This is a genomic window from Corynebacterium sp. KPL2830 (genome assembly GCF_040225635.1).
Classification (GTDB): Bacteria; Actinomycetota; Actinomycetes; order Mycobacteriales; family Mycobacteriaceae; genus Corynebacterium.
In genome coordinates, this window is the sequence record NZ_JBEHFR010000017.1 from 50,649 (window position 1) to 62,621 (window position 11,973).

The 11,973-nt window shown below is 57.8% G+C and carries 13 protein-coding genes; 4 read left to right on the forward strand and 9 right to left on the reverse strand.

Annotation, left to right across the window (positions count from 1 at the left end):
• Complete coding sequence (gene amn, locus ABRP87_RS07355; protein WP_005276174.1) at positions 1-1,404, reverse strand: AMP nucleosidase; 1,404 nt, start codon at positions 1,402-1,404, stop codon at positions 1-3.
• 439 nt (positions 1,405-1,843) lie between these two features.
• On the opposite strand from amn, the gene ABRP87_RS07360 reads away from it, so the two are divergent.
• The gene (locus tag ABRP87_RS07360) at positions 1,844-2,857 is read left to right on the forward strand and encodes an esterase/lipase family protein (RefSeq protein WP_298694520.1); all 1,014 of its coding nucleotides are present in this window, start codon (positions 1,844-1,846) and stop codon (positions 2,855-2,857) included.
• Here the strand turns inward: ABRP87_RS07360 and ABRP87_RS07365 are convergent, their stop codons facing one another.
• The 4 genes from ABRP87_RS07365 to bioB form a co-directional block, all read right to left on the reverse strand.
• Positions 2,858-3,781, reverse strand: coding sequence for a Sir2 family NAD-dependent protein deacetylase (locus ABRP87_RS07365; RefSeq protein ID WP_349868215.1), 924 nt, complete (start codon positions 3,779-3,781; stop codon positions 2,858-2,860).
• 10 nt (positions 3,782-3,791) lie between these two features.
• Positions 3,792-4,955, reverse strand: a complete 1,164-nt coding sequence (locus ABRP87_RS07370; protein WP_349868216.1) for an ATP-binding protein — start codon at positions 4,953-4,955, stop codon at positions 3,792-3,794.
• A 178-nt stretch (positions 4,956-5,133) separates the two neighbouring features.
• Positions 5,134-5,397 (reverse strand): biotin synthase auxiliary protein BsaP, encoded by a 264-nt coding sequence (bsaP, locus tag ABRP87_RS07375; protein WP_349868217.1) that lies wholly within the window; start codon positions 5,395-5,397, stop codon positions 5,134-5,136.
• A complete protein-coding gene (bioB, locus tag ABRP87_RS07380) occupies positions 5,397-6,377 on the reverse strand; it encodes a biotin synthase BioB (protein ID WP_005276160.1) in 981 nt (326 codons plus the stop codon). Before bioB ends, bsaP begins: the two co-directional genes overlap by 1 nt.
• A gap of 77 nt (positions 6,378-6,454) precedes the next feature.
• On the opposite strand from bioB, the gene ABRP87_RS07385 reads away from it, so the two are divergent.
• On the forward strand, positions 6,455-7,762 hold the full coding sequence (locus ABRP87_RS07385) for a M20/M25/M40 family metallo-hydrolase (protein ID WP_349868218.1): 1,308 nt from the start codon (positions 6,455-6,457) through the stop codon (positions 7,760-7,762).
• 14 nt (positions 7,763-7,776) lie between these two features.
• Here the strand turns inward: ABRP87_RS07385 and ABRP87_RS07390 are convergent, their stop codons facing one another.
• The 3 genes from ABRP87_RS07390 to ABRP87_RS07400 are packed head-to-tail and all read right to left on the reverse strand — an operon-like array spanning position 7,777 to position 9,222.
• A complete protein-coding gene (locus ABRP87_RS07390) occupies positions 7,777-8,082 on the reverse strand; it encodes a CHY zinc finger protein (RefSeq protein WP_349868219.1) in 306 nt (101 codons plus the stop codon).
• Positions 8,060-8,881, reverse strand: coding sequence for a hypothetical protein (locus ABRP87_RS07395; RefSeq protein ID WP_349868220.1), 822 nt, complete (start codon positions 8,879-8,881; stop codon positions 8,060-8,062). Before ABRP87_RS07395 ends, ABRP87_RS07390 begins: the two co-directional genes overlap by 23 nt.
• Complete coding sequence (locus ABRP87_RS07400) at positions 8,881-9,222, reverse strand: heme transporter (protein ID WP_239269686.1); 342 nt, start codon at positions 9,220-9,222, stop codon at positions 8,881-8,883. Before ABRP87_RS07400 ends, ABRP87_RS07395 begins: the two co-directional genes overlap by 1 nt.
• Before the next feature lie 229 nt (positions 9,223-9,451).
• Here ABRP87_RS07400 and ABRP87_RS07405 point away from each other — a divergent pair, with 229 nt between their 5' ends.
• Together ABRP87_RS07405 and ABRP87_RS07410 are read left to right on the forward strand one after the other, a co-directional pair.
• Positions 9,452-10,585: an HNH endonuclease signature motif containing protein gene (locus ABRP87_RS07405; RefSeq protein WP_349868221.1), complete on the forward strand. Its 1,134-nt coding sequence runs from the start codon at positions 9,452-9,454 to the stop codon at positions 10,583-10,585.
• Positions 10,586-10,613: 28 nt separating this feature from the next.
• A complete protein-coding gene (locus tag ABRP87_RS07410; RefSeq protein WP_239269688.1) occupies positions 10,614-11,195 on the forward strand; it encodes an LURP-one-related/scramblase family protein in 582 nt (193 codons plus the stop codon).
• A gap of 289 nt (positions 11,196-11,484) precedes the next feature.
• Here the strand turns inward: ABRP87_RS07410 and ABRP87_RS07415 are convergent, their stop codons facing one another.
• A complete protein-coding gene (locus ABRP87_RS07415) occupies positions 11,485-11,718 on the reverse strand; it encodes an integrase core domain-containing protein (protein ID WP_349868222.1) in 234 nt (77 codons plus the stop codon).
• Between the last annotated feature and the right edge of the window lie 255 nt (positions 11,719-11,973).

The window sequence follows — 11,973 nt, forward strand, 5'->3', positions numbered from 1 at the left end:
CTACCGGAAAGGAACCTCTCCCAACGTGCGCCGCAGCTTGCGCGTGCGCAGGCGCTCCGGGTTTTCTGCCAGCTGTTCCACCGCGCGCACCGCGCACATGACGTGGGCTTCCTTGGAGTTGGAATAAAACGCCTGGGCCTGCGCCGGCAGCTTCGGCACGGCGTGCAGTGGCAGATCCGATACGGATAGCAGCGTGCCATAGGGCACGCGGTAGCGGTACCCATTTGCCGCCAAGGCGCACGATTCCATGTCCACCGCCACCGCGGTAGAAGTGCGCAACCACTCCCACAGATCCCGGCTGGTGCGCCACTCCCAATCGCGGTCATCGGTCGATAGCACCGTGCCGGTGCGCATGAGCGAATTATCGCTGCCGTAGACCTCATCCACGGCCGCCTCCAGCATGCGCTGGACCTCTGGAATGGCCGGAATCGGCGTAGAAGAAACCACCTGTCGGTCCAAGATGTGGTCGTGGCGCTCGTAGGCATTGCCCAAGATCAGGTCACCGATGCGCATGCGCCCATCCATGCCGGCGCAGTGGCCAATCATGATCCAGGCCTCCGGCCGCAGCACGGCCAAGCAGTCCGTAATGGTCTTGGCATTCGATGGCCCCACGCCGATGTTGATCATCGTGATGCCATCGCCACCCGCGGTGATGAGATCGAACCGGGGCATCTGGAAGCGCGAGGTCAGCGTCAGCCCATCCAAGTCGAGGTCCACCGCATCATTGGGGTGAATGGTCTCCCCATTGGGCAATACGAGCGCCGTATATCGCGAATCTTCCTTGGTCAGCTCGCGCAAGCCAAATTTCACAAACTCCGTGGTGTGCATCGCGTAATTGGTAAACAGGATGTATTTCTGCACCGTATCGACCTCGATGCCGGTGTAGTGCTCGATGCGCGCACAGGCAATATCGAAGCGCTGCGCCCCGAAGTGAAAGAGCGGCTTTTCCCCGCCGTGAAAGGCATCCCACTCGCCATCAATAATCGCATCGTTGACCTCATCCAAGGTCGGGCGCGGGATGGGACCGCGCTCCTGCGGCGCCGCCGGGGCATCTTTGATGTATTCCGGCGGAATGCGCTCATCCGATTGGCCCACGAAGATATCGCACGGATAATTGTTAGTCAGCCGAGTCAGCTGCTCGTGCAAGTACTCCCGGATGATGTGCGGCTTGGAGACGACCGCAGAATACTTGCCGGCCTCGTCCACATAGCCAAAGGGCTCGGAGCGGTCAATCGGCTGCCATTTACGGATCTCCACTGTCACCTTGGGATAGACCACGTGGCGATAATCATCGAGGGTCCCCGATGCAAGGGCCTCGCGGGCCATCTCGCACGAGGTTTCATAATGCTCAATTAAGCGAGTCACCGCTTCATCTACGGAGTGGACATGCTGCAGATCGGTCATAACGGCGAGTTTAGCGGGGACCGCGCAGCACGGCAGCTGAGTCTTTTCCAGCTCTGAATCCGAAACACCAACTTGGTATCGTTAGCTCTATGCCTGCCACTAATATTGGGGTGGAGCTTTTTGCCGCCACCCGTGAATTTCCCGTTGAACTACCCATTCCCCCGCGCGAGGATGAAGCGCCCGCCGCCTGCTTCGACGACTAACCCTCCCGAGGCATAAACGAAGGCCCGCCGACTGCGCATCGGCGGGCCCTCTCCCCATGACTAATCTCTGGCACTTAGCGGCAAGGAGTGGAGCGCCCTACGCCGTAAGCACCGCCCGTGATTAGGCAAGCCTAAGTTTACAAAGATTGTGGCGTGAGGTCAAGGGCTTGCCCATAAATTTCTTCAACTTTTCCAAAGAGGCCATTTACCTGCATTAACGCGTATGATTGGAAGGCATGGCTGTCGAATCTCTTGCAGAGTTGAAAAGCATTATTTCTGAACAACTCCTCAAGTTCGGGCGCGTGAACGAGGAAGATGCACCCGAAGAAAAAGATTCGCCACGCCTTGGCATCGCCTCCCCGGCCGCGGCCAGTGCTTTGCAGGATGACGTCGCCGATGAGATCGTTGACCGACTCAAGGCCGAAAAGGACAAGTCCAGTCCCGGCGATTCCGCCCTCGACGCCGATGCCGCCAGGACCCTGCCCCTCGGCGCACGCACTAAGCCACGCGGCGTTTTCGAAGACGATTGGGGCGCCCGCCCGAGCGACGAGCGCCCCTGGCCGGTCATCCTGGTCCACGGCACCTGCGATACCAAGGGCGTCTGGCAGATTATGGGCAATATCTTGCGCCAAGACGGCTGGGCGGTCTTTGCCCCTGACTACGGCCACCGCGCCACGCAGACCATCCCGGAATCATCCCAGCAGCTTGGCGCGTATATCGATACCGTGCTCGCCGTCACCGGGGCAGAAAAGGTCATCTTAGTAGGCCACTCCCAGGGCGGACTGCTCGCGCGGTACTGGATGCGCATGGACGGCGGCGCCGAAAAGGTCATCCACCTCATGAGCATCAGCGCGCCTAATCATGGGACGACCCACGGGGGCATCGCCAGTCGCCTCATTCGCACCCAACGCCAAGAGGCGGTGATCCGCTCCATTATCGATGGCTGGTTTGGTCCCGCCGGCATGGATCAGGTGGTAGGCAGCGAGGTGCTTCGCGATGTCAACCGCGACGGCGACCTCGAATCCGGCGTGAGCTACACCTGCATCGCCACGCGTTCCGATGCCGTCGTCGTCCCGCCCGAGACCTGCTTCCTCGACCCCGAGGGCGCGCCCGAAGGTGCGGTGCGCAATATCTATATCCAAGATTTTGACCGCCACGCCGTGGTCATGCACGAAGATATGCCCATGGATAAGCGCGTGCACGCCATCGTGCGCACGCTGCTCAGGATGGTCGAGCACACGCCGCGATAATTAAATCTCCAGCTCATCGAGCAGGGCATCAAAGGCCGGGCCCACCTGCGTGCGCCACAGCGTATCCACCTTCTTGTCCCCGCGGCCAGGCCCACCGTTAATAACGGCCACGCGCTTGCCCTGCTTCTTTGCCTCGAGCACGAAGCGGTAGCCACTCATCACCGCCAGCGAAGAACCGGCCACCAGCAGCGAATTAGCCTCGTTCAAAAGCGCAAAGGCCGCATCCCGCCGCGTGGCTGGCACGGGCTCGCCAAAATACACCACGTCAGGCTTGAGCAGCTCCGATCCGCAACGCTCGCAGCCAGCCATCCGGAACGCCGCGACATCTTTCTCATCCAGCGTCACGTCACCATCCGGATTAACTTGGTCCCTTTCCACCACCAGGCGCTCCAGGTAGCCCGGGTTCGCGGCAGCCAATCGCGCATCGAAGTGCCCGCGATCTTCATAGTGACCACACAACAGGCACACCACGGTTTCCATATCGCCGTGCAGCGTGACCAGCCTGTCCGTACCGGCCCGTTTATTCAGGCCATCCACGTTTTGGGTCACCACGCCATTGACCAGCCCGGCGCGCTCCAACTCCACGAGCGCATAATGCGTGCGATTGGGTGCCGCAGAATCCATCACACGCCAGCCCACGAAACTGCGCGCCCAATACCTATGGCTAGCGGCCGGATCGTGGCGAAATTCCTGATACGTCATCGGCCGGTGCCTGCTCAGCGAGCCCCGCGGTCCGCGATAATCCGGCACCCCCGATTCCGTCGATACCCCCGCCCCGGTCAGCACCATCACCGGCCCTTCTCGCAGCTGCTTGGCGATGTCCCCCAAAGCCTGCCCCGCCTCCGTATGCGGCGCCGTCTCCTCCACGACACGCGCAATCGATCTCAGCGCGGACTGATGAGCATGGGCTACAGCGGGATCCATACCCACCAATCTAATCAAGCGCCTTCAAGTACTGCTCAACGGGGACTACCTGCGCACCATTCGCTTCGAAGGAATGCTGGCCGCGGTATAGCACTGTGCGGTTTGCGGGTTTGATCTCCAGCTCTTCACCTACAGTCGCGAGATGACGCGTGTATTTGGAATGATAGGTCTGCGATGCCTTGATTTCATAAGCCTTAGGATCGCCGCCCGTAAAATCCAATAGGTCGATTTCTCTTTTAGAACTATCCCGATAGAACCGTAGATCCGGCTTGCGACCAGAGTAAATATGCGTTTTCATGGTTTCTGCTACCACCATATTTTCACACACTGCACCTGACTGTGGATGCACAGAAAGTTCTTCTGGTGAAGAAATACCAAGAAGGTGGCACAACAGACCAGTATCATAGAAATACAACTTCGCGGTCTTGGTAAGCACCTTCCGAGGATTGGAATGGTGGCTGGGTAAAGAAAATATGATGAAACTAGACTCCAGAATTGAGACCCAATTTTTTACCGTCTGGAAAGAAACATCAATCTCATTTGCGATTGCGGAATAGTTGATTAAGTTTCCAGCTTGCAGCGCACAGACCTTAATGAATCGCCAAAAGCTATCACTATTCCGAACATTGAGTAACCCACTCACATCCCGTTGGAGATAAGTCTGCACGTAGTTTTCAAAATAGATTTCCGGAGGAATTTGAGCCTGGTACAAGCGCGGATATCCACCACGAACCATAAATTCATCAACGGTCAGATCAGCTGATATAGAGCGAGCTTCCATGAGGCCGAAGGGCAACAGATGACTGATCCCAACGCGGCCCGCCAGCGATTGCGTTATGGATTCCATAAGCAAGAAATTTTGCGATCCGGATAAGATATATTGCCCAGGGCTTCCCACTTCATCCGAACGAAGTTGGACAACGGAAAACAGATCCGGTGCATATTGAGCCTCATCTATAATCAAAGGTCCACGTTGGCTCGAAAGGAAACCCACAGGATCTTCTTGTGCCACCCTTCGGATACTTGGATCCTCAAGATTGAGGTATGACAAGTCCGGAAACATTTCTCTCAGAAGGGTCGACTTCCCAGACTGCCGCGGCCCCGTCACGCTAACAACTGGAAACCATTTCATTAACTGCGCTATAGATCCACTGAGCTGCCGAGGAACAAACATATATTTACCAAATTTCGCAAGTAGGACGCACCAAATCTCTAAAGTAGAGAGTACCAAATCTCTAAAGTAGGACGCACCAAAATTCGCAAGTAGGATTACCTACCCGCATTTCACGGCTGTTTTTCAATAGAAAAAAGAGCCGCCTGCCTTGCGGCAGCGGCTCCTTATCTTGGTAGTGCTAGCTCTCTGGTAGCTGCTCTACGTATAACCACTCAGAATCTAGCTCCCCGTGGCGCGAGCACTTGGTGTGCCAGCCATCGGGGCGCACCTGGGCCACCATGCGGCGGCCGCAGATCTGGCAGTAGCGCGGTACGTCGAGGCCAGCGGCTGCAGCGGGGTGTAGCGTGAAGACCTCTTCGATCGGCTTGCCGGTATTGGGGTGGAAAATTGGCTCGTCCCCGGCCAGGACGGCGGTTGCCAACTCAGAGTTCGACTCGGACACTACAGAGCCTTGATCGGGAGATCGATGCGGCCCAGCATGTCCACATCCTTTTCGATTTCCTGACCCAGAGTGGTCAAGTAGTTGCCGGCAATGATGGCGTTGATGCCGCCGAGCAAACCGCGCTCGGTGCCGTCATCGCCAAGCGAAAGCTCGCGGCCGCCAGCGAAGCGAAGGGTGGTGGAGGGCATCGCCAAGCGGAATGCAGCAACGGCGCGCAAGCCCTCACCCAGCGGGACCAGCGGGCGGTCAGCGAACGGGGTGCCCGGGCGAGGGTCGAGGAAGTTCATCGGAACCTCGCACGGATCGATCTCTGCCAGCTGGGCTGCGAACTCGGCGCGCTGCTCCAGGGACTCGCCCATGCCGATGATGCCGCCACAGCAGACTTCCATGCCTACCTCACGCACGTAGTCCAGGGTCTTCTTGCGCTCTTCCCAGGTGTGGGTGGTGACCACGTTGGGGAAGTAGGAGCGGGAGGTCTCCAGGTTGTGGTTGTAGCGCTGTGCGCCCATGTCCTTCAGGCGCTGTGCCTGCTCGCGGGTCAGGGTGCCCAGGGAGCAGGAAATCTCGATGTCAACGGCATCATTGATAGCGGCGATGGCCTCGCCCACCTGGTCCAGCAGGCGGTCATCCGGGGACTTCACCGCAGCGACGATGCAGAATTCGGTAGCGCCGGTCTTAGCGGTCTTCTGTGCCGCTTCCACCAGCTCAGGGATGTTCAGGCGCACTGCGCGCACTGGGGACTCGAAGAGGCCGGACTGGGAGCAGAAGTGGCAATCTTCTGGGCAACCACCAGTCTTGATGGAGATAATGCCTTCCACCGATACGTCCGGGCCGCACCACTTCAGGCGGGTCTGGTGGGCGATATCAGCAATTTCTTCCAGCTGGGAATCTGGAACCTGCAGTACTTGTAGTAGTTCTTCCTGGTTAAGGCCTTTGCCTTGCTCCAGAGCTTTCTCACGGGCGATGTCGATGATGCTCATGCAGTGAACCCTACTTGAACGCCGTTCAACTTTGGCCAAAATCACAAAATTTTTTTCGCGGGATTACCCTAAGGGGCATGACGCTTTACGATGACACCCTCGAGCTCCTCCAAGAACTCATCCGCAATGCTTGTGTAAACGACCTCACCCCGGATTCCGGCTTTGAGGTGCGCAATGCCGATACGTTAGAGAACTTTTTTGCCGGTGAAGACGTCTCCATCGAGCGCTTCGAATCCCACCCGGGACGCGTGTCCATCGTGGTCACTGTGCCCGGCGATCCCGCCAAGGAGCCCCTCACCCTTATGGGGCATACCGATGTCGTGCCCGTCGACGAACCCAAGTGGACTAAGCCTCCCTTCGAGGCGCTCATTGAAGACGGCAAGCTCTACGGCCGCGGTTCCGTAGACATGCTCTTTATTACCGCCACCATGGCCGCCGTCACCCGCGAGGTAGCGCGCGCCGGCAACCCCGGCGGAACACTCGCCTTCGTGGGCATGGCCGATGAAGAGGCCCGCGGTGGCCTGGGCGTGCGGTGGATGGCAGAAAACCACCCCGATGCCTTCTCCTGGAAGAACTGCCTCTCCGAGACCGGCGGTAGCCACCTGCCCGGCGCGGTGGGCTTCAACGTGGGCGAAAAGGGCGCTGGCCAGCGCCGCCTCCATGTCACCGGCGATGCCGGGCACGGCTCGACTCCCTACGGCAAGGACTTTGCCATCGTAAAGATTGGCGAGGTCGCCCGCCGCATCGCCGAGGCCGAGCTACCCACAGCCTCCAACGAGATCTGGGAGGGCTTCGTCCGCACCTTTAAGTTCGACCCTGAGACCGAAAAAGAGCTTATCGATGGCACTGGTGACTACACCAAGTTCGGCAACCTCGATGCCTACGCCCACGCCTTTAGCCACACCACCATCGCCGAGACCGTCCTCCGCGCCGGCGGGGCCATCAACGTGCTGCCTTCCCACGCCTACCTCGAGATGGATATCCGGCCCTTCCCGGGGCAAACCCAGGAAGACTTGGACGATTTCCTCCGCAGCGCACTGGGCGATCTCGCCGATGAGGTAGAAATCGAGCACCTCATTACCGAAGACGCCACCCAGTCCTCCACCGACACCGAGCTCTGGCGCACCATCGAGGCCACCGCCAAGGAGTTCTTCCCCGATAAAGACGTCGTGCCCGTCCACGCCACCGGTGGCTCCGACCTCCGCTTCGCCCGCCGCAAGGGCGGCAACGCCTATGGCTTTGCGATGCACGCCGAAGGCCGCGATATGGCCAGCGCCAACTCGCAATTACACAGCCACGATGAGCACCTCTACCTCGAGGACCTCGATCTCACCGTGCGCGCCTACCACAGCTTGGTCAACCGCTTTTTGGGTCTGAACCAGTAGCACTCCCCTCGCTTTTACGCGGTGACCTGAAAATAGATCCCGGCATGCGCGCTGCAGCCGGGATTAAACATATGCCCACACTGCGGGCATGCCTCGACAGTAGAATACAGCTGGTAATCCATCTCGAGGCCGCAGGAACCGCAGAGCGCAGCGGGGGCATCGACAAGCATGGGCCCAAACTCATGATCCGTCAGCTCCGCATGGCACAGCGCGCACGCGAAGTACTCGCCACAGGTCGCGCACTTATTGGCCACCACGTCGAGCGGGGAATGCCAATGCTTGCACCGGCCCTCCGCATCAATCGCGCCGTGAATCTTCATGGCCTTGCCACTCCTTCTTCTTCGCCTCCGACTTCTTGGCATTGCGCACCGCCATCACCCCAAAGGCAATGGCAATAACTATAGGCATCCACACCCTGCTGTAATCCATTAGGAAAACCACCCACTCCGGCGCTTCAAAGTGCACCGCAAACTGCGGCGCGGGCAAGGTAATCTGCGGTGGCTCCGGCAGATTCGGCAGCGGAAGGTAAATCTCCGGGAAATCTACATCCGGCAGCTCCCAATCCGGCAAAAGGCGCGACAGGATGCGGCTAATAATAGGAGCCAAAGCAATCATCGCAATGGCCCACCCAGACTTCCCTAGCCCACCGAGCAGCGGATATAGCACACGCTTGAAGGGGCTTTCTTCCATTGCCTGGCGCCGCTTTTCACCCAAGGAGCCCGGCGGCGGATCAAAGGCCACGGCCTCCTCCCCATCGCGGTAGTAGACATCCTGTATCTCCCCAAAGGGCGTGGCTTGGATATCTACATAAGGCTTAGTCAGCGGCGCACTATTCTCGCTGAATGAGAGATCGCTTTCCAGCTTCTTCTGCAATGAATAACGGCCGCCACGCGGCTTGTCGTGCCGGCTGCGAACCTCGCCATTGACCACAATCTGCATGCGGGGTGCAGGATTCTTGCGCCAGAGCTGGAATCGGCGGATAAAGGGGGCATCGACAAGCACCGGCGTAAATTCCTTCGGCTCCTTGGGCCATTCGCCCTGCTCAGCGAACTCGGCATCGTAGCCGCGCTCAACCTCGAGCAGGCCAGCCTCAGGGTGGTCCAACCGCCAGATTTCCATCAGCGCTTCCTCAACTTGGCGCCCAATTTGCTAGCACCCAACGCCAAAAGGACCACTACCGGCAGGTAAATCCATGTCCCCTCGTTGAAGTACATCTCCATGGCCGCGAAATAGGCGATGCCCGCAACCCAGAAGATGGTCCATGAGTAGCGGAATGTGGCGGCATCGATAAGAGCAATAAGCACGGTAAGCCCACCCATGATGCCGAGCAGCGTCGTTCCGGAAACCGCCTGGTAAATCGCCGGCGGGAGCACCAGGAAGTTAGCGATCATCGCCAAAGGCGCCCACCACTGCCACCACGCGCGGCCGGGTTCTTCCTGCGTTTCCTGCTCCTGGCTCATACCCTCCTCAAGCTAGCACATAATTTTGTTTTTTGAGCCGGTTATCCTGACGGAAGAATATGCATTCCTACCTGCGAAAACGCGTTAAAACAGGCGAATGTCCGGCGGGTGTTCTATAGTGTTTTTCGTACACACGTTCACAACACAAATTTAGGTTTTAAGCGCCATGGAAGATCCATACTTTTCCACGACCAACACCAAAGACCCCACTACACGCTTAGCTTTTGAGATGCGAAAATCTGAATACGAGTTCTGGACTGAACAGATCCCCGATCTCGATTCTGATTTCGAATTAGTCACCCAATCCCTTTACCGCACCACCGGAGTTAATCAGGGGCGAATCGGCCATATTCTGATGGCCCTGTATCGCCTAGAAGAGCTCCCGCAGCTGAAAGAGCTGCAGCACCAGCTTTACCACTTAGATTTAGACCGCCTCATTGCCATCAATAAATCCCTTAACCGCCTGGGCAACCCGGCCCCGGAGGTAGTCGCGCGCATCGATGAGCAGCTCACCGCCTACCTCACCCCCACCCGCGCCAACCAGGCCATGCGGACGCAAGCGCAGATTAAAAGGAAGATCAACGAGCTCATCAACCTCGAAGATGACACCCTTGCGGTCAAGAAGGGGCCGACCCAGCCGCGCTACACCATGGAGAATTGGGGAAACAATACCGCAGCAATGACGCTGAGCGCGGATCCCTCGGTGATGGCGTGCGTAGATAAGTGCATCAAGGAGACTGCGCTCAAGCTGGATTGCTCGCTTGCCGATGCCGCCATTTCCCTCCTCACCGGCAATACCGAAGCACCCCAGGTCATCCTGAATGCCTACAAGGCAACCGATGTCCCCAACTCCCCCGCATTCATTGAATCCGTTGGGTGGCTCGACCCGGCGCGCTCCAACGCCCTGCCCTACTCCAAGATCCGGGAACTGAACCCGGATAAAGACGTAAAGGGATATGTCACCCCGCCGGATATGGCAGCCTACCTCGAAGGATTCGACGGCACCTGCCGCTACCCTGGCTGCAACCGCCCTGCCACGGTGTGCCAGAAGGATCACCGCATCAACCACGCGGATGGCGGGCCGACGACTCCCGCAAACCTTGCGTGCCTGTGCCAACACCACCACAACATAAAGACCGATGGCCGGGCCTTTTACGTCATGGATCCGCACACCCGGGACATTATTTGGTTCTTCGAGGACGGCACCTGGACCGTCACCGAGCCCTCCGGCCCGCTGGCGGAAAAGAATAAGAATTGGGTGCAGACTTTTGCACAAACCATGACCGCCCACCGCGCACGGGCCTACGAAGAGGCCCACGAAGCACAGGAAAAAGAAAAAACCATCCCAAGGAAGGAGGATTAAAAACGCCCACTGCCATACATTGGTTGGCATGATGCAAAAATTATTCACGCTCGACGAGCTGATCATTTCCCAGACCAAGTCCCTCCTCAAGGATCGATTCATGATTTCTGATGTCAACGGGACCCCAGTGGGCACCATCGTGCAATCCACCAGCCTTAAGGAGATGGTGTTTAAACCCTCCCGTAGCTTGGAGGTCGCACTCACGGATGCCGAAGGCAACCCCCAACAAACAGTCATGACGATCTCGGATCCGCCGAATTTTTTGCGGGATACCTACGAGGTACACCTACCGGGAATTGAACAGCCCATGGCCGTTATCACCAAGCGCTTCTCCATGTTCAAAACCAAGATGGAATTAACAATGGGGGGCTTTGCCGACGTCGAAGTGCACGGCGATTTCTGGGATTGGAACCTCACCATCACCTCCCAGGATCGCCAGCTTGCCGATGTCTCCAATAAATGGACCGGCATGGGCAACTACTTCATGGGTAAAAACACGTATCTCCTGCGGATCGCGCCAGGCCTCAACGAGCAACAGCACGCCGCCATCATCGGCGCCGTAATGAGCATGGACATGCTGCGCACGAAGAAAAAGAAAAACAGCAACTAGGTGCGCGCATGGAAATCATTGCAAACGGTGTTTCAGGACTGGCCCTACTGTAAGCACCGAGGTTCCAATTCCGGATACGGCAAGTGCCGCTGCCGGGCCGATGGCACTTACGATAGGCGCCCCGATAATGTATCCGATAAGCATCGCAGAGCTATTTATCGATCCCATCGTAGAAAGGGCTTTGGGCTTCACCCCATCAGGTACGGTTCCCACCACGATGATTCGCAGTGCGGCCACCTGAATGGCATTGCATACTCCGCCAAGGAATGAAGTGCCCCGAGTTTTGTTCCTAGGCATTTGCCTTGATTTCTATTATTCCCTGTTGCGGGGTCTTCTTCCAAAATTCGGTTTCCACCTCGGCTGGGGTTCGATATCCCAAGCTTTGGTGGAGCCTTACCTCGTTCCACCATGACACCCACTCGAACGTCGCAATTTCTACCTCGACAACGTCATTCCACCTGCGAGTATGGATGAGCTCGTTCTTATGAGGGGCCGTTAACGTTTTCAGCCAGTGCATTGTCATATAAGTCACCACACTTCCGGTGGAAGCAGTGATCCCGTGTTGGGCAAGTCGCTGGTTGTAGACCACGCTGACATACTGCGATCCGTGATCCGAATGGTGAATGAGACCTGTTGTTTCCTCAGCACACACGATTGCCTGGTTGAGAGCTTGCAGCGGCAGTGCTTCGGTGGAGAGTGTCGAGAGTGTCTAATGGTTTGTGTGTGGGAACCTAACCCGCATAAGGAGATGAACCAGAATGACTACTATGGCGAGACG

Bases quoted from the DNA above. Each gene is read 5' to 3' on its own strand.
- amn (WP_005276174.1), bottom strand. From the start codon at position 1,404: ATGACCGATCTGCAGCATGTCCACTCCGTAGATGAAGCGGTGACTCGC.
- ABRP87_RS07360 (WP_298694520.1), top strand. From the start codon at position 1,844: ATGGCTGTCGAATCTCTTGCAGAGTTGAAAAGCATTATTTCTGAACAA.
- ABRP87_RS07365 (WP_349868215.1), bottom strand. From the start codon at position 3,781: ATGGATCCCGCTGTAGCCCATGCTCATCAGTCCGCGCTGAGATCGATT.
- ABRP87_RS07370 (WP_349868216.1), bottom strand. From the start codon at position 4,955: ATGTTTGTTCCTCGGCAGCTCAGTGGATCTATAGCGCAGTTAATGAAA.
- bioB (WP_005276160.1), bottom strand. From the start codon at position 6,377: ATGAGCATCATCGACATCGCCCGTGAGAAAGCTCTGGAGCAAGGCAAA.
- ABRP87_RS07385 (WP_349868218.1), top strand. From the start codon at position 6,455: ATGACGCTTTACGATGACACCCTCGAGCTCCTCCAAGAACTCATCCGC.
- ABRP87_RS07390 (WP_349868219.1), bottom strand. From the start codon at position 8,082: ATGAAGATTCACGGCGCGATTGATGCGGAGGGCCGGTGCAAGCATTGG.
- ABRP87_RS07395 (WP_349868220.1), bottom strand. From the start codon at position 8,881: ATGGAAATCTGGCGGTTGGACCACCCTGAGGCTGGCCTGCTCGAGGTT.
- ABRP87_RS07400 (WP_239269686.1), bottom strand. From the start codon at position 9,222: ATGAGCCAGGAGCAGGAAACGCAGGAAGAACCCGGCCGCGCGTGGTGG.
- ABRP87_RS07405 (WP_349868221.1), top strand. From the start codon at position 9,452: ATGCGAAAATCTGAATACGAGTTCTGGACTGAACAGATCCCCGATCTC.
- ABRP87_RS07410 (WP_239269688.1), top strand. From the start codon at position 10,614: ATGATGCAAAAATTATTCACGCTCGACGAGCTGATCATTTCCCAGACC.
- ABRP87_RS07415 (WP_349868222.1), bottom strand. From the start codon at position 11,718: ATGACAATGCACTGGCTGAAAACGTTAACGGCCCCTCATAAGAACGAG.